Source organism: Rouxiella badensis (genome assembly GCF_026967515.2).
GTDB lineage: Bacteria > Pseudomonadota > Gammaproteobacteria > Enterobacterales > Enterobacteriaceae > Rouxiella > Rouxiella badensis.
Window position 1 is genome coordinate 3,465,569 of record NZ_CP114062.1, and the last position, 23,990, is coordinate 3,489,558.

Sequence of the window (23,990 nt, forward strand, 5' to 3'; positions counted from 1 at the left end):
AGTGGGGGAAGATTTTAAATACTTAACCTACCGCTTTGATATCGATACGCAGTTCTTTAGGAACTTCGAAAACGATGTTCTCTTCGCGTCCGTCCATGTTGACCACGCCCAGACAGCCGAGAGTTTTCAGGCGATCGATCACCTGCTGTACCAGAATATCCGGGGCAGAAGCGCCCGCCGTCACACCCACGCTAAGCGCGCCCTTCACCCACTCTTCCTGGATATCATCGGCAGAGTCGATCAGGTAAGAAGGTTTACCTACGCGCTGTGCCAGTTCGGCCAGGCGGTTGGAGTTAGACGAGTTTTTAGACCCGACAACCAGCACCACGTCAGCCTCGTCCGACAGGTTGCGAACGGCTTCCTGACGGTTAGTGGTGGCGTAGCAGATGTCGTCTTTACGCGGCCCCACTATTTTCGGGAAGCGCTCACGCAGCGCGTCGATAACCTCGGAAGTGTCATCAACGGACAGCGTGGTCTGGGTCATAAAGCACAGATTTTCAGGGTCTTTGACGTCCAGCTTGAACACATCGGCCGGAGACTCGACCAGGTACATGCCGCCTTTAGGGTTATTGTACTGCCCCATGGTGCCTTCGACCTCAGGGTGACCGGCGTGACCAATCAGGATAGCCTCCGTGCCCTTACGGCTGGCGCGCGCGACTTCCATATGGACTTTGGTCACCAGCGGACAGGTCGCATCAAACACGGTCAGGTCACGAGATTTTGCCTCGGCCCTAACCGCCTGCGAGACGCCGTGCGCGGAGAAGATCAGAATAGAACCGTCTGGAACTTCGCTAATCTGTTCGATAAACACCGCGCCACGCTGGCGCAGGCTGTCGACCACGTAACGGTTATGCACCACTTCATGGCGCACATAAATTGGCGCACCATAAAGCTCAAGGGCACGTTCTACGATGGTAATGGCACGGTCAACTCCGGCACAAAAACCACGCGGGTTAGCCAGCAGAACTTGCATGAGACGCCTCCATTTCAGGGTCTATTTCTAATACTTCAATATCAAAATCAATATGCTGTCCGGCAAGCGGATGGTTGAAATCGACGGTCACCGAACCTTCTGTTACTTCACGCACCACGCCCGGCATTTCGCTGCCGTCGCGGGTGGTGAAGAGCATAATGGTACCGACATCGGGCACGCCAGTCTCGATAAAATCGCGCAGGGGAAAGAACTGAACCAGATCGGGGCTTTTGGTGCCGAACGCCGACTCCGGAGAGAGTGTGAAGGCTTTCTTGTCACCTACACGCAGACCCAGCAGCTCGTTTTCCAGCGCGTCAGACAGGCTGCCGTCGCCCAGTCGGAACAAAGCGGGTTTGCCGTGACTGAGCGTTGATTCCGCCGTGGAGCCATCTTCCAGCTTCAGCGTGAAGTGAACCAACACCGCGCTGTCGTGTATCACCTGCTCGGTCATTATCTTATCCCTTACTTTTTGCCGTTTTGTCTGAAGAGGACAGGAAGCCTTCCAGAACAACTAACACTGCGCCGACGCAGATAAAGCTGTCGGCCAGGTTGAATATTGGGTAGTGCCAGTCTTTAACGTAAAAATCGATAAAGTCGATGACAAAACCGTGAACCATGCGATCGAACAGGTTGCCCAGCGCGCCGCCAATAATCATCGCGAAAGCAATGTTATTCAGCTTCTGCTTGCCGCTGCTGCGGTACATCAGTACCAGCAGTGCCACCACGATAACCAGTGCGATGGCCGCAAAGAACCAGCGCTGCCAGCCGCCTTTGTCCGCCAGGAAGCTGAAGGCCGCCCCTGGATTATGCGCATAGGTCAGATTAAAAAACGGGATCAGCGGCAGCGATTCGCCGAGTTGGAAATGATTCATCACCCACACTTTGCTGCCGAGATCCAGCACCAGCACAACAACCGCCAGCCAAAGCCAGCGGAGTCCGGTAGAACAGATTGGTTTACCCATTATGCAAATTCACGCTCTTCACCGTCACCGGCGATGTTGGTTGCACAACGGCCACACACTTCGGGATGTGCAGGATTGTGACCGACGTCGGTGGTGAAATGCCAGCAGCGCGGGCACTTCTCGCCTTCTGCTTTTTCCAGACCGATTTTTAGGCCCTTCAGCAGTTCGCTCGGAATGGCGTTTTCGTCGGCGTCGGCCAGTGCAGCAACTTTGGCACCGGAGGTCAGCAGCACGAAGCGCAGTTCGTTGCCCAGGCTGTTAAGTTTAGCGGCCAAGGCGTCATCGGCGTACAGCGTAACGGAAGCTTCGAGCGAACCGCCCAAACGCTTGTCGGCACGCGCCTGCTCAAGCACCTTGTTGACTTCGCCACGCACCTTCAGCAGCTCGGACCAGAACTCGTCGTTCATGGCTTCGTTCTCTGCCAGTCCGAACAGACCGTCATACCACTCTTCGGTGAACACGAATTTCTCACGAGCCCCCGGCAGAACGGACCAGATTTCGTCAGCAGTGAAGGACATGATCGGTGCCATCCAGCGAACCAGCGCTTCGGCGATGTAGTACAACGCGGTCTGACAGCTGCGGCGTGCCACGCTGTCGCTCTTCGCGGTGTACTGACGGTCCTTGATGATATCCAGATAGAAGGAACCCATCTCGACGGAACAGAACTGCATCAGACGCTGAACTACGCCGTGGAAATCATAGCGGTCGTAAGCGGCAACGATCTCTTCCTGTGCGGCTTTCGCGCGGCCAACGGCCCAACGATCCAGCACCACCATATCTTCTGGTTTCACGCTGTGCAGCGCCGGATCGAAACCGTTGAGGTTCGCCAGCAGGAAGCGCGCGGTATTACGGATGCGACGATAAGAGTCGGCAGCACGTTTGAGGATCTCGTCCGACACGGCGATTTCGCCGGTATAGTCGGTCGAGGCCACCCACAGACGCAGGATGTCGGCACCCAGTTTGTTCATCACGTCCTGAGGGCTCACGGTGTTGCCGATAGATTTCGACATCTTGCGGCCGTTGCCATCCACGGTAAAGCCGTGGGTCAGAACCTGTTTGTACGGCGCACGGCCTTTCATCGCGGTAGAAATCATCAGTGATGACATGAACCAGCCGCGGTGCTGGTCGGAACCTTCCAGATACATGTCCGGCTCGTGACCGTGGAACTCTGGACGCGCGTCAACTACGGAGAAGCTGGTTGAACCGGAGTCGAACCATACGTCCAGCGTGTCTGGCACTTTCACGTAGTGGGCAGCGTCTGCACCCAGAATGTCTTCAGGGTTGAGATCCCACCAGGCCTGAATGCCGTCGTTCTCAACGCGTTTGGCCACTTCTTCCATCAGCTCAAGCGTGCGCGGATGCAGCTCTTCGGTGTCTTTGTGCACGAACAGAGACATTGGCACGCCCCAGGTACGCTGACGGGAGATACACCAGTCAGGACGGTTCGCGACCATGTTTTCGATACGCGCCTGGCCCCAGTCCGGGATCCACTGCACGCCTTTGATCTCTTTCAGAGACTGCGCGCGCAGACCCTGCTGATCCATGCTCACGAACCACTGCGGCGTGGCGCGGAAGATGATTGGCGTTTTGTGACGCCAGCAGCACGGATAGCTGTGGGTGAATTTCTCGAAATGCACCAGCGCGTCGTGCTCACGCAGGATTTCAACGATGATGTCGTTAGCCTTGAACACGAATTTGCCGTCCAGCGCCGGGAAGGTGCCTGGCAGGTAGCAGCCGTTTGGCCCTACCGGGTTAGCCACTTCCAGACCGTATTTCTGGCCGATAACGAAGTCGTCAGGACCGTGGCCCGGTGCGGTGTGTACGGCACCGGTACCGGCGTCGAGCGTCACGTGATCGCCGAGGATGGCCGGTACGTCGAACGCCAGGAACGGATGGCGGAAGCGCATCAGCTCAAGGTCAGCGCCCTTGCACTCGCCCAGCACGGTCCACTCGGTTGCACCGATACGCTTCATCACGCTGGCGACCAGGTCGGTAGCCAGGATCAGACAACGGTCTTCTACCTGCACCAGCTGATAGGAGAACTCGGCGTTCAGAGAGATAGCGCGGTTGGCCGGCATGGTCCACGGGGTCGTGGTCCAGATAACCAGAGAAACCGGGCCATGGAAAGCGGTGGCACCAAACTTGGCCGCCACGGCGGTCGGATCGACGGCGTTGAACGCTACGTCGATAGCCGGAGAGGTTTTGTCGTAGTATTCAACTTCGGCTTCGGCCAGCGAAGAACCACAGTCGGTACACCAGTGCACAGGCTTAGCGCCTTTCAGCAGGTGGCCGTTACTGATGATTTTGCCCAGCGCACGGATGATATTGGCTTCGGTTTTGAAGTCCATGGTGCGGTATGGGTGATCCCAGTCCCCCAGCACGCCCAGACGGATGAAGTCAGCTTTCTGACCTTCAATCTGTTCGGCAGCGTAGGAACGGCAGGCAGCACGGAATTCGGCAGGCGTGACCTTCTCGCCCGGCTTGCCGATCAGCTGCTCAACCTTCAGTTCGATAGGCAGACCGTGGCAGTCCCAGCCTGGAACGTACGGCGAGTCGTAACCGGCCATCCCTTTAGACTTGACGATAATGTCTTTGAGAATCTTGTTAACCGAGTGACCAATATGAATGCTGCCGTTCGCATACGGAGGGCCATCATGCAAAATAAAGGTTTTTTTGCCCTTTTTGGCCGCGCGGATAATCCCGTACAGATCCTGCTTGTACCAGTTATCCAGCATCGCAGGTTCACGCTTGGCTAAGTCGCCGCGCATCGGGAACCCTGTTTCCGGCAAGTTCAGGGTATTCTTAAAGTCACTCATAAGATTCTCGGTTCCGTTTTTCGGCTAGAAGCCGGGCTACTAAATGGGTTATCGCTCAAGAAAGTTTCAGCCCGAAAAACTCGCGGGCTGTTTGCTCGTCGTTGGCAATTTGCTGCTTCAACGCATCAAGCGATGCAAAACGCTGTTCATTGCGCAATTTTGCGCGGAGTACCACGTCAATGTGGCGCCCATATAAATCTATCGTGGTGTCGAGCAGGTGAACTTCCAACTGCTTGCGGACACCGTTGACCGTAGGTCGGGTACCAATGTTTGCCACGCCGGGGACCGGGTCAGGACCCAGGCCCATGACCTCAACCGCATAGACGCCCTTAACCGGGCTAACCAGGCGTTTGAGCGGGACGTTGGCGGTCGGGAAGCCAATCGTGCGGCCCAGCTTGTCACCGTGCACCACCCTGCCAGAAATGCTGAAAGGATGGCCGAGCAGGTTCTCTGCCAGCGCCAGCTCGTCATCACGCAGCGCGTCGCGTATGGCGGTGCTGCTGATGCGATGACCGCCCTCGCGGAAGGTCTGGGTGCTGACGATGTCAAAACCGTATTCGGCACCGGCCTTTAGCAGCAGCGTGAAATCGCCGAGTCTGGCAGCGCCGAAGCGGAAGTCATCACCGACGGTCAGGAATTTGACGCCCAGTTTTTCGACCAACAGCTGAGACACGAAGGCCTGAGCGCTGTTCGCGGCAAAACGCGGGTCAAATTTCACGCACAACAAATAGTCTATCCCGCATTCGGCGAGATACTTTGCCTTGTCACGCAGGTTGGTCAAGCGTGCCGGGGCTTTCTCTGCGGCGAAAAGCTCCAGAGGTTGAGGTTCAAAAATCATTACCATGACCGGTAAACCCAGGCGGCGACCTTCCAGTTTCAGCTGTTCGATCAAGGCCTGATGGCCACGGTGTACACCGTCAAAATTACCAATAGTGAGTACGCACCCATGGTGGCGCGCTCGAATATTGTGTATCCCGCGAATTAGCTCCATAACAGGCTCAAATCCATAGCTGGCTCAAAACAGAGGAAATCGGCGGATTATACCTTGTACAGCCCATAAGGTTAACCAGCGATTCGTGGGATCGCAGGATTCTCTCATCGATACCGCATTTTTTTTGGTATCAGGGCGACTTGGCCGGAGATTGTCTCTATACTCGACGCTTGTAAAACAGTGAGGCTTCATTGAAACCCCGTTTTCGCCAATCCTTTCTGTTTTCTCAAAAAAACTCAGCATTAACAATCTCTGTTGGAAGAATAATCACTTCTCAACTGAATTTTATTGCGATGGGCTGTATTCTGCGGCTGATAGCTGTTAAAATCCTGCGCCATCACAACGTAACAAGCGTCGCTTGAAGTTCGGATGAAGTTCGAGCAAAGAAACGGCGCTTATTTGCACAAATCCGTTGACAAAAGAAGTCCGAAAAGGCATATTCCTCGGCCTTCGAATTGTCCTCAATAGAAAAATATTTGGGAGTTGGACCTTGGCTAACATCAAATCAGCTAAGAAACGCGCCGTACAATCAGAAAAACGCCGTCAGCATAACGCTAGCCGTCGTTCAATGATGCGTACCTTTATCAAGAAGGTACACGCGGCTATTGCAGCTGGTGACAAAGAAGCTGCACAAAATGCATTCAACGCAATGCAACCAATTGTGGACCGTCAGTCCTGTAAAGGTCTGATCCACAAAAACAAAGCTGCGCGTCATAAGTCAAACCTGACTGCGCAAATCAACGCAATGCAATAATCGCATTTTGTTGAGAGCTTGATAAAAAAACCGGCATATGCCGGTTTTTTTATTGCTGTTATTTGGCGGGTGCCGATCACACTTTCTTCGGCAACGCGCGACTCAGCAGCAGGTATCCCATCACCGCAGACAGTACCGAACCCAACAAAATCCCAATCTTGGCATAGATCATCATCGATGCATCCGCATCGCCAAACGCCAGCGACGCCAGGAATATCGACATGGTAAAGCCTATCCCGCACAGCACCGATACGGCAGCAATCTGACTAAAACGCACGCCCGGCGGCAGACGCGTAATCTTCAGCTTCATCGACACCCAGCAGAACAGCATAATGCCGATCGGCTTACCAAACAGCAGCCCGGCGGCAATCCCCATTGGCAGCAGCGACATCACGCCTTCACCAGACACGCCCTGTAGCGACACACCCGCGTTGGTAAACGCAAACAGTGGCAGAATCAGCCAGGCGACCCACGGGTGAATACCGTGCTCTACGCGACGCGCAGGCGACGTCTTGCCTTCGGTACGCAGCGGGATTAAGAAGCCCAGAATGACCCCGGCCAGCGTGGCGTGAATGCCTGACTTGAGGATACACACCCACAGGAAAATCCCGAGGATAACGTAAGGGGTCAGCCTGGTGACCCCACGCCAGTTAAGCCACGCCAGCGCCGCAATCGCCAGCACCGACAGCATCAGCGCGGTAACGGAAACATCGTGGCTGAAGAAGGCTGCGATAATAACGATAGCGCCCAGGTCATCGATGATGGCAAGCGCCAACAGGAACACCTTGAGGCTGGTCGGCACACGAGAACCCAGCAACGCCATCACGCCAAGCGCAAAGGCAATGTCGGTCGCAGCCGGAATCGCCCACCCCTGACGGGCCACTTCATCGGCACCGTTAAACGACAGATAGATAAGCGCGGGCACTATCATGCCGCCCAGTGCGGCAATCGCAGGAAACAGCGCCTGCTCACGGCTTGAAAGCGCACCTTCCAGCAGTTCACGCTTCACCTCGAGACCGACCATCAGGAAGAAAATTGCCATCAGCCCGTCGTTCACCCACAGCAGCAGGGGCTTGTCTAGCCCGACGCCGCCGACGCTGAAGGATACTGGAGAGTTGAGGAAATCGAGGTAAAGGTCGCTGAGTGAGGTGTTTGCCATTAAAAGTGCGACGACCGCCGCCGCAATCAATACAATTCCGCCCGACGCTTCCATACGCAGGAACTGACGAATCAGGTTGGTCACTTTATATACTCCTTTTGAAACACTGTCCGCGCGATGATAACGGCGCGAAATAAGTATTGGAGTGTACTCAGGTTAGCGGCAAATAAAAATCCCCGACTCTGCAGCCGGGGATTTAAAAGGCGTTAAAAACCTTAAAAGAACTTAACGGGTCAAATCGTCAAAAAACTTTTTAACCCCGTCGAGGAAGCTTTTTGAACGCGGGCTGTTTTTCTCACCCGATGCGCCACCGAAGCTCTCTTCCAGATCGCGAAGCAGCTGTTTTTGCTTTTCGTTCAGGTTGACCGGTGTCTCAACGACCACGCGACAAAGCAGGTCACCCTGCGCGCCGCCGCGAACGGATTTAACACCGCGTCCGCGCATGCGGAACAGCTTGCCGGTCTGTGTTTCGGACGGAATCTTAAGCTTCACACGGCCGTCGAGGGTTGGGACTTCAATCTCGCCGCCCAGTGCTGCCATCGCGAAGTTGATCGGCACTTCACAGTACAGGTTGTTGCCTTCACGCTCGAAAATCTTGTGCGCCTTGACCTGAACCTGAACGTAAAGATCGCCTGCTGGTGCTCCCTGCTCGCCGGCTTCGCCTTCGCCTTCAAGACGGATGCGGTCGCCAGTATCTACGCCCGCTGGGATCTTCACTGACAGAGTCTTAGCACGCTCTACGCGGCCATGACCGTGACATTTGGTGCACGGATCTTTAATGATGTTGCCGCGGCCGTGACAGGTCGGACACGCCTGCTGTACGGTAAAGAAGCCCTGACGCATCTGCACCTGGCCCTGCCCGTGACAGGTTGGACAGCTGACAGGTTTGCTGCCCGCTTTCGCCCCGCTGCCGTGGCAAACGTCACACTCTTCGAGCGTTGGAATACGAATTTCTTTGGTTACGCCACGCACCGCCTCTTCGAGAGTCAGGTCCATGTTATAGCGCAGGTCTGAGCCACGGCTGGCGCGTTGACGACGGCCGCCACCAAAGATATCGCCAAAGACGTCACCAAAGATGTCGCTGAAGTCCGCACCGCCACCGCCGCCGTAACCACCACCGCCACCCATGCCGCCTTGTTCAAAGGCTGCGTGACCGTATTGATCGTAGGCCGCACGCTTTTGCGCATCGGTCAGGATTTCATAAGCTTCTTTAATTTCTTTAAATTTGCTTTCGGAATCTTTATCGCCCTGATTACGGTCAGGGTGATGTTTCATCGCCAGGCGCTTATAAGCCTTTTTGATTTCGCGCTCGTCCGCTGTTTTGGAGACGCCCAAAATCTCATAATAGTCTTGCTTCGCCATGCCTTTGCTACCCTCAACATGCGTGCACGGGCGCAGAGTTACCTCGACGCCCGTGCTGGTTATCAATATCCCCCTCATCCTTCGAAATATAGGGATGTTGGCTGTGCTCACTCACTCCAGTCACTTACCGATGTAAGCTCCTGAAGTGAGTTCACTTGCCGCCTACCTGTATCTCAAAGACTTTCGGGAACGTATCGATTACTTTGCCTCAAGGGCATTATTTTTTATCTTTTACTTCTTCGAATTCAGCGTCGACTACGTCGTCGTCTTTCTTCGCGCTCGCGTCGCCGCCTTCAGCCTGAGACTGCTGCTGAGCCAGTTCCATCAGCTTACCGGAAACCTGAACCAGAGCCTGGGTCTTGGCTTCGATTTCAGCTTTGTCTTCGCCTTTGGCTGCAACTTCCAGCGCTTTCAACGCGTCTTCGATAGCAGTTTTGTCTTCGGCTGGCAGTTTGTCACCGGCTTCTTCCAGCTGCTTACGAGTCCCGTGGATCAGGTGGTCCGCCTGGTTGCGAGTCTGAACCAGCTCTTCAAACTTACGGTCTGACTCGGCGTTAGCTTCCGCGTCGTTAACCATTTTCTGGATTTCTTCTTCGCTCAGACCAGAAGATGCCTTGATGGTTATCTTCTGCTCACGGCCGGTATTTTTGTCTTTAGCAGACACGTGCAGGATACCGTCGGCGTCCAGGTCGAAGGTCACTTCGATCTGAGCCATACCGCGTGGCGCTGCCTGAATACCGTCCAGGTTGAATTGACCCAGAGATTTGTTGTCGGCTGAACGCTTACGCTCACCCTGAACCACGTGAATGGTTACCGCAGACTGATTGTCTTCAGCGGTAGAGAACACCTGGCTGTGCTTGGTCGGGATGGTGGTGTTCTTGGTGATCAGTGGCGTCATCACGCCGCCCATGGTTTCGATACCCAGGGACAGTGGAGTCACGTCCAGCAGCAGAACGTCTTTAACATCACCAGACAACACGCCGCCCTGAACAGCAGCACCGATAGCAACCGCTTCGTCCGGGTTAACGTCTTTACGTGGTTCTTTACCGAAGAAGTCAGCCACTTTCTTCTGAACCATAGGCATACGAGTCTGACCACCAACCAGGATAACGTCCTGGATGTCGGAAACAGACAGGCCTGCGTCTTTCAGAGCGACTTTAAGAGGCTCGATAGAACGGGTAACCAGGTCTTCAACCAGAGATTCCAGTTTTGCACGGGTTACTTTGATGTTCATGTGTTTCGGGCCGCTGCCATCAGCAGTGATGTACGGCAGGTTAACGTCAGTCTGTTGTGCAGAAGACAGCTCGATTTTAGCCTTCTCTGCCGCTTCTTTCAGACGCTGCATTGCCAGCGGATCGTTACGCAGATCCATACCTTGATCTTTCTTGAATTCTTCAACCAGGTAGTTGATCAGACGGCTATCGAAGTCTTCACCACCGAGGTGGGTGTCACCGTTGGTAGACAGAACTTCAAAGGTTTTCTCGCCATCAACTTCATCGATTTCGATGATAGAGATATCGAAAGTACCACCACCCAGGTCGTATACCGCGATGGTGCGGTTACCGACTTCGCGATCCAGGCCGTAAGCCAGTGCCGCCGCAGTCGGTTCGTTGATGATACGTTTTACTTCCAGACCTGCGATACGGCCGGCGTCTTTAGTTGCCTGACGCTGAGCATCGTTGAAGTATGCAGGTACAGTGATAACCGCTTCAGTTACTGGCTCACCCAGGTAATCTTCAGCCGTTTTCTTCATTTTCTTCAACACTTCTGCAGAGATCTGCGGAGGTGCGATTTTTTGGCCTTTAACGTCAATCCAGGCGTCACCGTTGTCAGCACCAACGATGCTGTAAGGCATGATGCCTTTATCGCGCTGAACTTCTTCGTCCTGGAAGCGACGACCGATCAGACGCTTGATAGCAAACAGCGTGTTCTGCGGGTTAGTGACGGCCTGACGCTTAGCAGGTTGGCCAACCAGGATCTCACCGTCCTGCGCATAAGCAATGATTGAAGGTGTGGTACGATCCCCTTCGGCGTTTTCAAGCACACGTGCAGTAGTGCCATCCATGATCGCTACACAAGAGTTGGTGGTACCCAAGTCGATTCCAATAATTCTACCCATCTAAAACGTCTCCACTAAAATTCATTATTCGTTGAGGTTGTTACTCTATATGCGGACGGTTTTTTACTTTTCAACTGTCCGATATTGCTTAAGACCGGCGGTAACAACTGCGGTTGAGAATAAGATGGGGTCATGTCTCTCAGCATCAAGGGCAACAACAAAAAAAATTTCGTCTTAATTGCCCTGTAAGATCAATATTTATCCAACAACCCCTCTTTATGATGCCCGTCGCTCAGGTCATGGCGGAATAATCACCGCAATTTTTCGCTGAGATAGCGCACCTTCTTTTTCCACAGACTTCACCTATGTGGGGATCATTTATTTCAGAACAACGATTATTTCAGGACATCTATGCAAAATTGCAAACTTGCCAATCCCGGTCCCCTTGGGCTGATGGGCTTTGGCATGACCACCATTCTACTGAATCTGCATAACGCCGGGGTTTTCCCGATGACCGCAGTGATTATCAGCATGGGGATTTTCTTTGGCGGGATGGCGCAGCTCCTTGCCGGTCTGCTGGAATACCGCAAAGGCAACACCTTCGGGATGACCGCTTTCCTCTCCTATGGTGCGTTCTGGCTCAGCCTGATTGGCATTTTGCTGCTGCCAAAAATGGGGCTTGCCGACGCCTGTAGCCCGGAGCAGCTCGGCGTTTATCTGGCGCTGTGGGGCTGTTTCACGCTGCTGATGTTTATCGGCTCGCTAAAGCACAATCGCGCGCTGCAAATTGTGTTTGGCAGTTTGACGTTGCTCTTTATTCTGCTGGCCGCGGGCAATTTGAGCGGCAGCGTGATGCTGCTGCGCATCGCGGGGATTGAAGGGATTTTCTGCGGAGCCAGCGCTATTTATCTGGCGATGGCCGAGGTCATTAACGAGCAGTACGGTTACGCGCTGCTGCCGATCGGGGAATAACAAGATGCGCAGTGGATCGACAAGGATTCACTGCGCACTCGGTGGCTTATTGACCCGCCTCGGCCAGTCGGGCCTCAATCTTCGATTCATTATTCAAATCGCGATTTAGATAAACGCCTAATCCAAGGCCGATAACCGCCAGTGTCAGCACGTAATAGGCCGGGGCCATCGGCGTTATGCGCATAATCAGCGTGACAAAAATCGGCGTCAGGCCGCCAAAGATGGCGTAAGACAGGTTGTAGGAGAAGGAGATCCCGGTGAATCGCACTTCGGCCGGGAAGGCCCGCACCATAACGAACGGCACCGCCCCCACCACACCAATGCTAAAGCCGACCAGCGTATACATCGGCTTGAGCCAGGTGCTGTCTAGCGCGACCAGGTGATAGAACGCCCAGCTGCAAATACCGAAGAACAGGCTGCCGACGATAAAGGTTTTGCTCGCCCCCACGCGGTCCACCACCCACCCCGCACAGATACAGCCGAACAGTAGCGCAATCGTCGCCATGCTGTTGGCCTGCAAAGTCAGCGCAGCCGGAATCCCCAACTGTTTTTGCAGATACGTTGGCGTCATCAGGATAACCACCACAATGCACGCCGACAGCAGCCAGGTCATCAGCATCGACACCACAATCTCTTTCTTGTGATTGGCGATGACTGATTTGATTGGCAGCCCTTCAGAGAGCACCTTGTGCGATTTCATCTCGACGAAGACAGGCGTCTCCTGTAGCCAGCGGCGCAGATACAGCGCGATAAACCCGAAGATACCGCCAATAAAGAACGGAATTCGCCAACCGCCGTGCGCGATGGCAGCGGCAGGCAGCAGCGTGGTAATCAAGGTGGCGACCAGCGATCCCAGCAGGATCCCCAAGGTCAGACCGGCCGTCAGCGTTCCGCAGGCAAAGCCAATGCGTTTACGCGGCACGTGTTCGGCGACAAAGACCCATGCACCCGGCACTTCTCCGCCAATAGCCGCGCCCTGCAGCAGTCGCATAAGGAGAAGCAACAGAGGTGCCGCAATGCCGATAGAGGAATAGGTCGGCAACAGGCCAATTGCCAGAGTCGGGAGCGCCATCAGCAGAATACTCAGGCTGAACATACGCTTGCGGCCGACCAAATCACCGAAGTGAGCCATCACAATGCCGCCGAGCGGACGCGCCAGATACCCTGCCGCAAAGATGCCAAAGGTCTGCACCTGACGCAGCCAGTCGGGCATAGACGACGGAAAGAACAGGTCACCGATAACTGCCGCGAAGAAGACGAAAATGATGAAGTCGTAGAATTCCAGAGCGCCGCCGAGGGCCGCGAGAGAAAGGGTTTTGTAGTCCTGCCGGTTAAGCCGACGATTGTTATCGTGTTGCATAAGATACCTGACGCATCGAGTTGGGGTAAAAAATCTTGCCGCACTATGTAAAGTAAACATTACTATATGCGGCAATTAATTTTCACACCACTGACACTGAATCTTATAGCAGAAATAGCCTAACTTCAGTTTTTTGTATCGCGAATTGCACTCTTGGGGCGGAAAGCTGCTACGACGTCCGGGTGGGTTTCGATATAAGGCCCCTCCAGCAGCTGTATACAATAAGGTACACTGGCAAATATTCCTGACACGATAACGTTACCGTCGTCACCCTTGAGTCCTTCCAGCGTTTCCTTAATCGACTTCGGCTGCCCCGGTAAATTGAGGATCAGCGCCTGTTTGCGAATGGCGCCAACCTGGCGCGACAAAATGGCCGTCGGCACAAAATGCAGGCTAATTTGGCGCATCTGCTCACCGAAGCCCGGCATCAGGCGATCAGCCACGGCCATAGTCGCATCCGGCGTCACGTCGCGGCGCGCTGGACCCGTACCGCCAGTGGTCAGCACCAGATGGCATCCCGCTTCGTCAACCAGCTCGCAAATTGCCTGCTCAATCAGAGGCTGCTCATCGGGAATGAGGCGTTTCTCAAGGCTAAACGGGGTGATTAACGCCTCTCCCAGCCAGGCTTCCAGTGCCGGAATGCCCTTATCCTGATAAATACCGCTCGACGCGCGATCGGAAACTGACACCAGACCAATTCGTAATTTATCCATTTCGCTCCTCCTGGATCTCTGTGAAACATGCCGCTCGCGGCGGCCACAGTAAAAGACAAGTATATCGGCAACCTAAGCCAGAACCACAGGGCACAAGAGGTTTTTTAAGCAAGACAGGCATAAAAAAAGGTGGCCTAAGCCACCTCTTTATTCAGGTTTGTCACCAGACGGGCGATTACAGCAGGTCGGCGATCATTTTTTCGAGTTTGCCCTGGTCTACGGCAAACTTACGGATACCGTCGGCCAGCTTGTCGATAGCCATAGGATCCTGATTGTGGTCCCAGTAGAACTGCGCTTCGGTCAGCGGCGCCGGACGCGCTTTGATTTCGCCAGTGTAAGACAGTTTACGCTCCAGCGTACCTTCGCTTTCTTTCAGTTCTTTAAGCAGCGCAGGTCCGATGGTCAGACGATCACAACCCGCCAGCTCGATGATTTCGTCGGTATTACGGAAGCTTGCGCCCATAACGACGGTTTCATAGCCATGCTGTTTGTAGTATTCGTAAATTTCGGTCACGGACACCACGCCCGGATCTTCGCTTGGTGCGAACTCTTTCTTGTCGCCGTTAGCTTTATACCAGTCGAGGATACGGCCCACGAACGGAGAAATCAGGAAAGCACCCGCTTCGGCACAGGCACGCGCCTGAGCGAAGGAGAACAGCAGGGTCAGGTTACAGTTGATGCCTTCTTTTTCCAGCTGCTCGGCGGCACGGATGCCCTGCCAGGTAGAAGCCAGTTTAATCAGGATACGGTCGTTGCTGATGCCTGCATCGTTGTAGAGTTTGATCAAACGATGAGCTTTCGCGATGCTGGCTTCGGTGTCGTAAGACAGGCGAGCGTCAACTTCGGTAGAAATACGGCCCGGCACCAGTTTCAGAATTTCAAGACCGATATTTACTGCAAGCTTGTCGGCAGTATCAATGATCTGCTGGTCACGATCGCTGCTCTGGTCGCGCGCCCATGCAATGGCTTCGTCGATCAGTTTGCGGTATTCAGGGATCTGGGCAGCGTTAAGGATCAAAGAAGGGTTAGTGGTGGCATCCTGAGGCTGATACAACTTTATTGCCGCGATATCACCAGTATCTGCAACTACCTTGGTCAGTTCGCGTAGGGAAGTCAATTTATCGGTCATTGTGGCATATCTCATCGTTTGTAGATTATCGTTGAGGCATTTTCATGCCTTGCCTTCTCTTGATGATAACATGCGCCAAGACATCCGCAAGGCAGTTATAGTGCTCATTGTTTTATGCAATAAAAGTTGATTATTAATGCAATAAATGGTTAAAAAACGGGCGAAGAATAAAGGATTAGCCATATATTTTTTAAGGAATAAGGACTCTGATGGCCAGCTTGCTTAACTTTCTCGACGACATTCTGTGGGAATCAATACTGATCTATTTCCTTTTAGGATTCGGTATTTACCTCACGTTGCGCACGCGATTCATCCAGTTTCGACGCTGGCGAGAAATGTTTCTTTGCCTGCGACGCAATAAATCCGCCGATGCACGCGGCGTTTCGTCGTTCCAGTCACTGGCCGTGACCCTTTCCGGCCGCATCGGCGTAGGCAGTCTGACCGGGGTGGCGATGGCCATCACCACCGGCGGTCCGGGGGCGATATTCTGGATGTGGATAATCACCCTGCTCGGTATGCCGATCGCACTGATAGAAAACACCCTCGCGCAGGTGTTTAAGACCACCGATAACAAGATGCAGTTTCGCGGTGGACCTTCCGAATACATGAGCCGTGGCCTCGGCATGCGCTGGATGGGGGTGCTATTCTCGGTATTGATGATCCTCATCGTCGGCTTCGTGTTCAACGTTCTACAGGCCAAAGCCGTCACCCAGGCGGTGGCGGTGGCCTTTAATTTGACGCCTTGGCACATCAGCATTGCGCTGGGCATTCTTTTCGCGCTAACGCTCGCGGGCGGGCTGCGCACGCTGGTGAAGGTTTCCGTATGGCTGGCGCCGATTATGTGCCTTAGCTATATGCTACTGGCCTTCTGGGTGATGGCGGTCAACGTCGACAGGCTGCCGGAAGTGTTTCTGCTCATTTTTAAAAGCGCCTTTGGCTTTCAGGAATTTGCCGCCGGTGCGCTCGGCTATGGCGTGACCATTGCCATGACTCAGGGTATTCAGCAGGGCCTGTTCTCCAACGAGGCGGGGTCAGGTTCAACGCCGCACATTGCCGCCATGGCCGCGTCACGTCATCCGGCCAATCAAGGCTTCACTCAGATGCTGGGCGTACTGGTTGACACCTTCGTGGTATGCAGCGCGACCGCCATGATAATACTCTCGTCGGGCATGCTCACTGCGCCGACCGACAAAATCAGCGGTATCACCCTCCTCACGCAGGCCGTGAGCGGAAGCATAGGTTCGTTCGGTCCACAGTTGCTGGCGATATTCATGTTGATATTTGGCTTTACGACCATGATGACCAACTGCATGTATGCCGAAAATAACCTGCTGTTTTTGCAGCGTGGCAAAACCGGCTCTCTCTACCTGCTGCGGCTGGCGATGCTGGTGATGCTGCTGGTGGGATCCTTTATTGGAACGCCGTTGCTGATGCAGACGGCCAGCATCTCTCTGGCGGTGATCACCATGATCAACCTGACCGCCCTGCTTTTGCTCTCAGGGCTGGCGCTGAAGGTGGTGAGAGACTTCGAACGCCAGCGAGTCATGGGCCGCGAACCGGTGTTTAACTCCGGCAGTTTTCCTGAGCTGAAGGGGCAATTGCAGGACGGCATCTGGAAATAATCAGGCTCAAGGCGGAGCCTATTGCTGCGATTTTTTTAAAGCAGCGGTTTTTTGGTAAAATAACTAAAGACTGTATTATTCACTTTCCTGCTCAACACTGCGCAGACTAACCGGACGCCGCTATGCTGACTATTATTTCACCCGCCAAAACGCTGGACTACGAAAGTAAACTTGCGACCAAACGCTTCACTCAGCCAGAGCTGCTCGATAAATCCAGCCAGCTGATTGAGATTGCCAGAAAGCTTTCTCCGGCGGAGATTTCCAGCCTGATGGGAATCAGCGACAAGCTGGCACACCTTAACGCCGAGCGTTTTAACGACTGGCAGCCGGACTTTACGCCGGACAATGCGCGTCAGGCTATCCTGGCATTTAAGGGGGACGTTTATACCGGCCTACAGGCGGAAGACTTCAGCGAGAAAGATTTCGATTTTGCACAGAAGCATTTGCGTATGCTCTCCGGCCTGTACGGTATTCTGCGTCCTCTGGACCTGATGCAGCCTTACCGTCTTGAGATGGGTATTCGCCTCAACAATCCGCAGGGGACTAATCTTTATGCTTTCTGGGGTGACCTGCTGACCGAGAAACTGAATACTATCCTTAAGGAACAAGGAGATAACATTCTGGTGAATCTTGCGTCGGACGAGTACTTCAAGGCGGTGAAAACGGCGAAGCTGGACGGTGAGATAATCAAACCGGTGTTCCTCGACGAGAAGAACGGCAAGTATAAAGTGATCAGCTTCTATGCCAAAAAAGCGCGCGGGCTGATGAGCCGCTTTATCATCAAGGAGCGTTTGACCCAGCGTAAGCAGCTACAGGCGTTCTCGCTCGAGGGTTATCGGTTCGACGCCGCGCGCTCCGAAGGCAACGAGCTGGTATTTACGCGAGCAGAGCAGAAGTAACGCTTTACCCTCCAACTCGTTTTACAAAATGACGGGAGCGTAGCTTGACCTGCTTCAGCGCAGTAAAAAGGCCATCAAATGATGGCCTTTTCGTTTTTTGCATTGCGTTTATTCAGGCAAAGCCATCAGAAACTTACGCATTTCGCTGAAGTCCGCAGGCAAGTTGTGCGACAGCAGCGGCAGGTCGGCGCGGTCGGCCAACTCTTTCGGCAACGGCAGCTCCTGACCGAGGATGGCATCAACACTTTCCTTAAATTTCGCCGGGTGTGCCGTACCGATAAACAGACCGAACTCCCCTTCTTTCAGCTGGTCACGCAGTGCACGATAAGCAATCGCCGCATGCGGCTCGGAGATGTAACCGATGTCTGCCAGCTCGCGCATGGCGTCTTCGGTCGTCTCGTCGCTCACTGCCGCGTAGCCCAGATCCTTCAACTGCCAGATCTTGCGACGATACAGTTCTTCGACTCGTGGCCAGTTGTTAGGCTGGCTAACGTCCATCGCGTTCGACAATGTTGCCACCGTCTTGTTCGGTGCCCACTCGCCGTTGACCAGGAAGCGTGGCACGGTGTCGTTGGCGTTGGTCGCCGCGATAAAGCGTTTGATTGGCAGACCCAGTGCCTTCGCCAGCAGTCCCGCCGTCAGGTCACCGAAGTTACCGCTGGGTACGGAAACGACCAGCTGGTTGCGTGCTTCCTGCGGCAGCTGCGCCACAGCTTCAAAGTAGTAGCAGATCTGCGCCAGCAGACGGCTGATGTTGATGGAGTTCGCGGAGTTAAGGTGCAGCGCAACCTTCAGTTCTTCATCATCGAACGCCTGCTTGACCAGCGCCTGACAGGCGTCGAAATCGCCGTCGATAGCCACGGTGTGGATGTTGTCACCCAGCGTACAGAACAGTTTTTCCTGCAGCGGGCTGATTTTACCGCGCGGATATAGGATAACGACGCGCACGTTTTTCAGGCCATGGAAGGCGTGAGCCACTGCCGCACCGGTATCACCGGAGGTTGCGGTCAGAATGGTCACCGGCTGATCGCCTGACACTTGAGTCAGGATCTGCGCCATAAAGCGGCCGCCGAAGTCTTTAAATGCCAGCGTCGGGCCGTGGAAAAGTTCCAGGCAGGCTACGTCGTCTGCGACCGCAGCAACCGGTGCAGGGAAGGCGAAGGCATTTTTCACGCGTTGATACAGCGCTTCTTCAGGAATTTCGTCGCCAATGAATGCAGAAAGAATGCGGCTGCTGCGCGTTACGAAATCCAGCTCGAGCAGGCGGTCAATTTCGGTCAGCTCAAACTCAGGCAGATCCAGCGGGAAGAACAGCCCTTGTTGCTTGCCTAAGCCTTGCTTCACTGCTTGTGCAAAGCTGACCTGCTCGTTGTGATCCTTCAGGTTGTACAGTTTCATCGATTATCCCAATAGTCTCGCGCCTGCGGTATCCAGGCGACAAATATGAACAAAACCTTCGTCATTTTGCAGATAGTGATTCTGCAGCCAATCAGCCATGCGTTGCGCCGTCTCGCTGTCGTTACAGATAGCAAACAGCGTTGGACCGGATCCCGAGATCCCGCAGGCCAGAGCCCCTATTTCTTCAGCAGCGGTTCGCGCCTGAGCAAAGCCCGGCAGCAAACGGGTGCGATAAGGTTCGGCAATGACGTCTTTCATCAGTTTAACTGCCAGCTGCGGCTGCTGAGTATGGCAGGCGTGAATGAAACCGGACAAATAACGACCGTGGCTGATGCAGTCCTGACGGCGATACTGGGCCGGCAAAATCGCGCGCGCCTCGGCGGTAGACACCTTGATGCCCGGATACGCCATCACCCACAGCCAGTCGTCGAAGCAAGGCACGTCCTGAGACACAATGCCCAGCTCTTCAATGATCAACTGCAGGCCGCCGAGATAGCATGGCGCAACGTTGTCGAAGTGCACGCCACCGGAGATGCGGCCTTCCAGCTCGCCCATGAGCTCCAGCATGCGGGTATCGCTCACCTGGTTGCCGTTGAACTCGTTCATCGCCATCAAACCCGCTACCACGGAACAGGCGCTGGAACCCAGCCCTGAGCCGATGGGCATGTTTTTCTCAAGCGTCATGGCGACCGGGATTTCTTTGCCCACTTCCTGGCAGTAGCGTTCCCAGCACTGGTAAACAATGTTGTCTTCCATCTTGTCCGGCAGCTTGGACACGAAGCGCCCTTCATTCTTGAGGCTGAATTGCGAGGCCGCTTCCACGCTCACGCAGTCGCCCAGTAGCGAACCGTCTACCGGTGAAACTGCCGCACCCAGCACGTCAAAACCGACGCTAACGTTACCAATTGATGCCGGGGCATATACCTTAACCATATTAAACTCCTAACTTCCATGACAGCGTTCGCAAAAGGTCGGCGAAGACGCCAGCGGCAGTAACATCGTTACCCGCACCGTAGCCGCGCAAAACTAGAGGAATCGGTTGATAATAACGGCTGTAGAACGCCAGCGCATTCTCGCCATTTTTCACTTTATACAGTGGGCTGTTACCGTCGACGGCTTCGATCCTGACGCTACAGCGCCCTTCATCTATGGCGCCGACGTAACGCAGCACCTTGCCTTCTGCGGCCGCATCGGCCACGCGTTTTTTGAACTCGGCGTCGAGCTCAGGCAGGCGTGCAAGGAACGCGCTGACGTCACCGGTCGCGTCAAAGGATACCGGCAGAACTGGCTCGACTTCAATGTCAGACAGCTCAAGTTTGTAACCGGCCTCACGCGCCAGGATCAACAGTTTACGCGCGACGTCCATACCCGAGAGATCGTCACGCGGATCCGGCTCAGTAAAACCACTTTCACGCGCCGCCAGCGTCGCCTCAGACAGCGACACGCCCTCGTCCAGCTTGCCGAAGATCTGCGACAGCGATCCGGAGAGGATCCCGCTGAAGCGCACCATCTCGTCACCGGCATTAAGCAGGTTTTGCAAGTTTTCGATAACCGGCAGGCCCGCACCGACGTTAGTGTCGTACAGGAACTTGCGACGAGAGCTCGCCGCCGCCTTACGCAGCTGATGGTAGTAGTTCATCGACGCAGTATTGGCGCGCTTGTTCGGCGTAACCACGTGGAAACCGTCGGACAGCAGATCGGCGTACTGGTTAGCAATGGCCTCGCTTGAAGTACAGTCAACCACCACCGGATTGAGCAGGTGGTACTCTTTGACCAGGCGAATCAGACGACCGATGTTGAACGGCTCTTTGGCCGCGCCCAGCTCGTCGCGCCAGTTTTCCAGCGGAATGCCGTGCACGTTGGTCAGCATCGCGCGCGAGTTGGCGATACCGCACACGCGCAGATCGATGTGCTTGGCCTTCAGCCACGCCTGCTGACGACGGATTTGTTCGATCAATGCACCGCCGACGCCGCCGACGCCAATCAGGAACACTTCGATGACCTGATCGGTATTGAACAGCATCTGGTGACTGACGCGTACGCCCATGGTCGCATCGTCATTGCTGACGACCACGGAAATAGAACGCTCTGACGAGCCCTGCGCGATGGCTACGATATTGATATTGGCACGCGCCAGCGCCGAGAAGAACTTGGCGGAGATACCGCGCAGCGTGCGCATACCGTCGCCTACCACCGAGATGACGGCCAGCTTTTCGGTCACGTCGAGCGGCTCAAGCAGGCCGTCTTTCAGCTCCAGGTAAAACTCGTCTTCCAGCGCCTTACGGGCACGAACCAGCTCTCCCTGCGGCACGCAAAAGCTGATGCTGTATTCGGAAGAAGATTGGGTAATCAACACCACCGAGATACCCGAACGCGACATCACCGCGAACACGCGGGCGGCCATGCCAATCATGCCTTTCATCCCCGGACCGGAGACGTTGATCATCGCCATATTGTTCAGGTTGGTGATGCCTTTGACCGGGGTATTTTTGTCTTCAAATTCGCTGCCCGCACTGTGGCTGCCGATGAGCGTACCCGGTGCTTGCGGATTGGCGGTGTTTTTGATGAGACATGGGATCTGGAACTGGGCGATAGGTGTGATAGTGCGCGGGTGCAGGACCTTGGCACCAAAGTACGAGAGCTCCATCGCCTCCTGGTAAGACATCGACTTCAACAGGCGAGCGTCCGGCACAGTGCGCGGATCGCAGGTGTAAACGCCGTCGACGTCGGTCCAGATCTCGCAGCAGTCTGCGCGCAGGCAGGCGGCCAGCACGGCAGCGGAGTAGTCGGAGCCGTTACGTCCCAGCACCACCAGCTCGCCCTTGTCATTACCGGCGGTGAAACCGGCCATCAGCACGATATCGCTGGCAGGAATGTTGCTCGCAGCAATACGGGCGGTAGACTCGTTGATATCGACGGTAGATTCGAGGTAGTGGCCCACGGCCAGCAGTTTCTCGACCGGATTAATCACGGTCACACCGAAACCTTTGGCTTTGAATACGGCTTCCATAATGGCAATCGACAGCTTTTCACCCCGGCAGATGATGCTGGCGTTGACGCTGTCCGGGCACTGTCCCAACAGGCCGATACCGTGCAGCAGCTGTTTGAGCTGACCAAATTCCTGCTCGACAAAACGTTTGATGCCGACCAGGTCAAAGGCAGGGAGCGCCTCGGCAAGGCCGTTAATCAGGTCGGAAAAAATGCGTTCTGCATCGCTTACGATCGGCAGGATGTCCTGCCCGGCAACGGTTTTTTCGATCATCGCGACCAGATGATTGGTAATTTTGGCCGGGGCTGACAATACCGTAGCGACCTGTCCCTGGCTTGCATTGCTCTCCATGATTTCCGCTACCCGCAGGAAGCGCTCGGCATTTGCTACTGACGTCCCGCCAAATTTCAACACTCGCATTTCTGGTTTCTCCTACTCTCTTGTCGAGAAATTTTACTAGGGAATGTAGCCGTAAAAAAAAAGCCCGCACTGGTTAGGTGCGGGCTTTTTCTGTTTTTCCTGTACGCGTCAGCCCGCCCCGTTACCGATGGTAATGGTGGTGGTTGTAATAATTGTGGTGTTCAGGCTGATGTGTCGCATTGGTTTTTGTTGTCTTTATTTAGTTAGTTTTTACTCTGTCTGCCCTATTAGCTAAAGCATAAGCCTCGGTAAGTCAATTTTTTTCTATTTTTCGCCTAAAAAATGCACACAGTGAATGCAGCGGATTAAACCAGTCTTTTAGGCAATTTTTAGATAAAAAAACCAGCATTCTGCATAAAGGATAGACATTCCACTTGCTGTTCTTTAAAAAGCGTCCGACCTCAGTGGCCGAATTTTTTTTCGATATCGTGCAGCAACGTGTGCAGCATGGCGGCATCGCGTTGCTCCAGAACGCCGAGTCTCTGGTGCAGCCAATCCGTCAATTTCTGGTCATCCTGAGAGCCCAGATTAACTAACAAACGCGAGACGCGATCGCGCAGCGCATTCAGTTGCCCCGCCTCGGCCTGAATCGCCTGCTTTTGTGCTATTTGGTTTAACGAAGAGAGCTGATAACAGAATACCATCACCGCCTGCCCGAGGTTGAGCGACGGATAATCGGCAACCATCGGCACGCCGGTCAGCAGATCGGCCAACTCGAGCTCTTCATTAGTTAGGCCCGAATCCTCGCGACCAAACACCAGCGCAACGTTATTGACCCAGTTCTGGCGTTCGGCCAGTTGGGTCTCAAGTTCCTGCGGCGTGCAGTAATAGTGGAATTTTGCCCGGCTGCGCGCAGTGGTCGCAATCGTGAAATCAACGTCGGCCAGTGCCGCTTCGAGGGTGGCAAAGTGCTGTGCATTTTGCAGGATTTCAGCGGAACCATGGGCCACCCAGCCCGCCTCCGGCTGCAAATGAGCCTGACTGTCGACGATACGCAGCGAGGCGAAGCCCATGGTTTTCATTGCCCGCGCCGCTGCGCCCACATTTTCGGGCCGAGCCGGGGAAACGAGAATAATATGAAGTTGCATGAGCTACCTCTGAAAAATGACGATTAAAGAAGATCAGTAGGTCGCCGTTCGAGTTTATTTAAGGCAACAGACAATCGGAATAGGCACAATTATAATTCACATCCGTTTAACAGTCTTCGAATATGTCTTGGTGTTGGCTAAGGAAAAAAGCCTTCGGCGTGCTCGGCTGACATTGAATAGCCATGCCGCGCAAACGACTGATTAATTACCATTAAAAATCATAATGATAAGCAAAGTGAGACTAGTTGTTAAATTTTTTGAAACTTAACGTTATTTATCTATCAAATATTTTTTAATAAACGCCGAAATGTAAGTGCTGGGTGC

The 23,990-nt window shown here is 54.3% G+C and carries 20 protein-coding genes and 1 other annotated feature; of the genes, 4 read left to right on the forward strand and 16 right to left on the reverse strand.

The features are described from left to right. Positions 1-22 precede the first annotated feature (22 nt). The 5 genes from ispH to ribF are packed head-to-tail and all read right to left on the reverse strand — an operon-like array spanning position 23 to position 5,742. The gene (gene ispH, locus O1V65_RS15955) at positions 23-973 is read right to left on the reverse strand and encodes a 4-hydroxy-3-methylbut-2-enyl diphosphate reductase (RefSeq protein ID WP_017493697.1); all 951 of its coding nucleotides are present in this window, start codon (positions 971-973) and stop codon (positions 23-25) included. Further along, positions 954-1,424 carry an FKBP-type peptidyl-prolyl cis-trans isomerase gene (gene fkpB, locus O1V65_RS15960; protein WP_017493696.1) on the reverse strand — a complete coding sequence of 157 codons (471 nt, stop codon included), beginning with the start codon at positions 1,422-1,424 and terminating at the stop codon, positions 954-956. The genes ispH and fkpB overlap by 20 nt, the downstream gene beginning before the upstream one ends. A gap of 4 nt (positions 1,425-1,428) precedes the next feature. After that, positions 1,429-1,935 (reverse strand): signal peptidase II, encoded by a 507-nt coding sequence (lspA, locus tag O1V65_RS15965; RefSeq protein ID WP_227953236.1) that lies wholly within the window; start codon positions 1,933-1,935, stop codon positions 1,429-1,431. Continuing rightward, positions 1,935-4,751, reverse strand: a complete 2,817-nt coding sequence (gene ileS / locus O1V65_RS15970) for an isoleucine--tRNA ligase (protein ID WP_165429807.1) — start codon at positions 4,749-4,751, stop codon at positions 1,935-1,937. Before ileS ends, lspA begins: the two co-directional genes overlap by 1 nt. Positions 4,752-4,806: 55 nt before the next feature. Beyond that, positions 4,807-5,742, reverse strand: coding sequence for a bifunctional riboflavin kinase/FAD synthetase (gene ribF / locus O1V65_RS15975; RefSeq protein ID WP_017493693.1), 936 nt, complete (start codon positions 5,740-5,742; stop codon positions 4,807-4,809). 490 nt (positions 5,743-6,232) lie between these two features. Here ribF and rpsT point away from each other — a divergent pair, with 490 nt between their 5' ends. Next, entirely contained in the window at positions 6,233-6,496 is a 264-nt protein-coding gene (gene rpsT, locus O1V65_RS15980; protein ID WP_045048604.1) for a 30S ribosomal protein S20, read from the forward strand. Between the two features lie 76 nt (positions 6,497-6,572). Here the strand turns inward: rpsT and nhaA are convergent, their stop codons facing one another. The 3 genes from nhaA to dnaK all read right to left on the reverse strand — a co-directional run bounded on the left by nhaA (position 6,573) and on the right by dnaK (position 11,136). After that, positions 6,573-7,739, reverse strand: coding sequence for a Na+/H+ antiporter NhaA (gene nhaA / locus O1V65_RS15985; RefSeq protein ID WP_192504379.1), 1,167 nt, complete (start codon positions 7,737-7,739; stop codon positions 6,573-6,575). A 141-nt stretch (positions 7,740-7,880) separates the two neighbouring features. Further along, positions 7,881-9,017, reverse strand: coding sequence for a molecular chaperone DnaJ (dnaJ, locus tag O1V65_RS15990; protein WP_026110772.1), 1,137 nt, complete (start codon positions 9,015-9,017; stop codon positions 7,881-7,883). 217 nt (positions 9,018-9,234) lie between these two features. Then, positions 9,235-11,136: a molecular chaperone DnaK gene (dnaK, locus tag O1V65_RS15995; protein ID WP_017493689.1), complete on the reverse strand. Its 1,902-nt coding sequence runs from the start codon at positions 11,134-11,136 to the stop codon at positions 9,235-9,237. Positions 11,137-11,487: 351 nt separating this feature from the next. On the opposite strand from dnaK, the gene satP reads away from it, so the two are divergent. Next, a complete protein-coding gene (gene satP, locus O1V65_RS16000; RefSeq protein WP_084911710.1) occupies positions 11,488-12,048 on the forward strand; it encodes an acetate uptake transporter in 561 nt (186 codons plus the stop codon). A gap of 46 nt (positions 12,049-12,094) precedes the next feature. Here the strand turns inward: satP and O1V65_RS16005 are convergent, their stop codons facing one another. From O1V65_RS16005 to tal, 3 genes are all read right to left on the reverse strand, one after another. Further along, positions 12,095-13,408: an MFS transporter gene (locus O1V65_RS16005; RefSeq protein ID WP_017493001.1), complete on the reverse strand. Its 1,314-nt coding sequence runs from the start codon at positions 13,406-13,408 to the stop codon at positions 12,095-12,097. A gap of 125 nt (positions 13,409-13,533) precedes the next feature. Next, positions 13,534-14,121 carry a molybdopterin adenylyltransferase gene (gene mog / locus O1V65_RS16010; RefSeq protein WP_017493002.1) on the reverse strand — a complete coding sequence of 196 codons (588 nt, stop codon included), beginning with the start codon at positions 14,119-14,121 and terminating at the stop codon, positions 13,534-13,536. A 175-nt stretch (positions 14,122-14,296) separates the two neighbouring features. Continuing rightward, positions 14,297-15,250, reverse strand: coding sequence for a transaldolase (tal, locus tag O1V65_RS16015; protein WP_017493003.1), 954 nt, complete (start codon positions 15,248-15,250; stop codon positions 14,297-14,299). A 209-nt stretch (positions 15,251-15,459) separates the two neighbouring features. Between tal and O1V65_RS16020 the strand changes: the two genes are divergently transcribed. Continuing rightward, entirely contained in the window at positions 15,460-16,872 is a 1,413-nt protein-coding gene (locus O1V65_RS16020) for an alanine/glycine:cation symporter family protein (protein ID WP_017493004.1), read from the forward strand. A 122-nt stretch (positions 16,873-16,994) separates the two neighbouring features. Continuing rightward, positions 16,995-17,771 (forward strand): peroxide stress protein YaaA, encoded by a 777-nt coding sequence (gene yaaA / locus O1V65_RS16025; protein WP_017493005.1) that lies wholly within the window; start codon positions 16,995-16,997, stop codon positions 17,769-17,771. A gap of 108 nt (positions 17,772-17,879) precedes the next feature. On the opposite strand, the gene thrC is transcribed toward yaaA, so the two are convergent. The 5 genes from thrC to O1V65_RS16045 all read right to left on the reverse strand — a co-directional run bounded on the left by thrC (position 17,880) and on the right by O1V65_RS16045 (position 23,666). Continuing rightward, a complete protein-coding gene (gene thrC, locus O1V65_RS16030; protein WP_017493006.1) occupies positions 17,880-19,169 on the reverse strand; it encodes a threonine synthase in 1,290 nt (429 codons plus the stop codon). 3 nt (positions 19,170-19,172) lie between these two features. Next, positions 19,173-20,102, reverse strand: a complete 930-nt coding sequence (gene thrB / locus O1V65_RS16035; RefSeq protein ID WP_017493007.1) for a homoserine kinase — start codon at positions 20,100-20,102, stop codon at positions 19,173-19,175. Between the two features lies 1 nt (position 20,103). Then, a complete protein-coding gene (gene thrA / locus O1V65_RS16040; RefSeq protein ID WP_017493008.1) occupies positions 20,104-22,578 on the reverse strand; it encodes a bifunctional aspartate kinase/homoserine dehydrogenase I in 2,475 nt (824 codons plus the stop codon). Between the two features lie 53 nt (positions 22,579-22,631). Beyond that, positions 22,632-22,751 (reverse strand) — a sequence feature (Thr leader region). After that, complete coding sequence (gene thrL / locus O1V65_RS23180; protein ID WP_081601441.1) at positions 22,687-22,758, reverse strand: thr operon leader peptide; 72 nt, start codon at positions 22,756-22,758, stop codon at positions 22,687-22,689. (Overlaps the previous feature by 65 nt.) A gap of 221 nt (positions 22,759-22,979) precedes the next feature. Next, complete coding sequence (locus O1V65_RS16045; RefSeq protein ID WP_084911705.1) at positions 22,980-23,666, reverse strand: tRNA/rRNA methyltransferase; 687 nt, start codon at positions 23,664-23,666, stop codon at positions 22,980-22,982. Positions 23,667-23,990: the final 324 nt, after the last annotated feature.

Excerpts from the sequence above, each read along its gene's own strand:
- ispH (WP_017493697.1), bottom strand. The coding sequence starts at position 973 with ATGCAAGTTCTGCTGGCTAACCCGCGTGGTTTTTGTGCCGGAGTTGAC.
- fkpB (WP_017493696.1), bottom strand. The coding sequence starts at position 1,424 with ATGACCGAGCAGGTGATACACGACAGCGCGGTGTTGGTTCACTTCACG.
- lspA (WP_227953236.1), bottom strand. The coding sequence starts at position 1,935 with ATGGGTAAACCAATCTGTTCTACCGGACTCCGCTGGCTTTGGCTGGCG.
- ileS (WP_165429807.1), bottom strand. The coding sequence starts at position 4,751 with ATGAGTGACTTTAAGAATACCCTGAACTTGCCGGAAACAGGGTTCCCG.
- ribF (WP_017493693.1), bottom strand. The coding sequence starts at position 5,742 with ATGGAGCTAATTCGCGGGATACACAATATTCGAGCGCGCCACCATGGG.
- dnaJ (WP_026110772.1), bottom strand. The coding sequence starts at position 9,017 with ATGGCGAAGCAAGACTATTATGAGATTTTGGGCGTCTCCAAAACAGCG.
- dnaK (WP_017493689.1), bottom strand. The coding sequence starts at position 11,136 with ATGGGTAGAATTATTGGAATCGACTTGGGTACCACCAACTCTTGTGTA.
- satP (WP_084911710.1), top strand. The coding sequence starts at position 11,488 with ATGCAAAATTGCAAACTTGCCAATCCCGGTCCCCTTGGGCTGATGGGC.
- O1V65_RS16005 (WP_017493001.1), bottom strand. The coding sequence starts at position 13,408 with ATGCAACACGATAACAATCGTCGGCTTAACCGGCAGGACTACAAAACC.
- mog (WP_017493002.1), bottom strand. The coding sequence starts at position 14,121 with ATGGATAAATTACGAATTGGTCTGGTGTCAGTTTCCGATCGCGCGTCG.
- tal (WP_017493003.1), bottom strand. The coding sequence starts at position 15,250 with ATGACCGATAAATTGACTTCCCTACGCGAACTGACCAAGGTAGTTGCA.
- O1V65_RS16020 (WP_017493004.1), top strand. The coding sequence starts at position 15,460 with ATGGCCAGCTTGCTTAACTTTCTCGACGACATTCTGTGGGAATCAATA.
- yaaA (WP_017493005.1), top strand. The coding sequence starts at position 16,995 with ATGCTGACTATTATTTCACCCGCCAAAACGCTGGACTACGAAAGTAAA.
- thrC (WP_017493006.1), bottom strand. The coding sequence starts at position 19,169 with ATGAAACTGTACAACCTGAAGGATCACAACGAGCAGGTCAGCTTTGCA.
- thrB (WP_017493007.1), bottom strand. The coding sequence starts at position 20,102 with ATGGTTAAGGTATATGCCCCGGCATCAATTGGTAACGTTAGCGTCGGT.
- thrA (WP_017493008.1), bottom strand. The coding sequence starts at position 22,578 with ATGCGAGTGTTGAAATTTGGCGGGACGTCAGTAGCAAATGCCGAGCGC.
- O1V65_RS16045 (WP_084911705.1), bottom strand. The coding sequence starts at position 23,666 with ATGCAACTTCATATTATTCTCGTTTCCCCGGCTCGGCCCGAAAATGTG.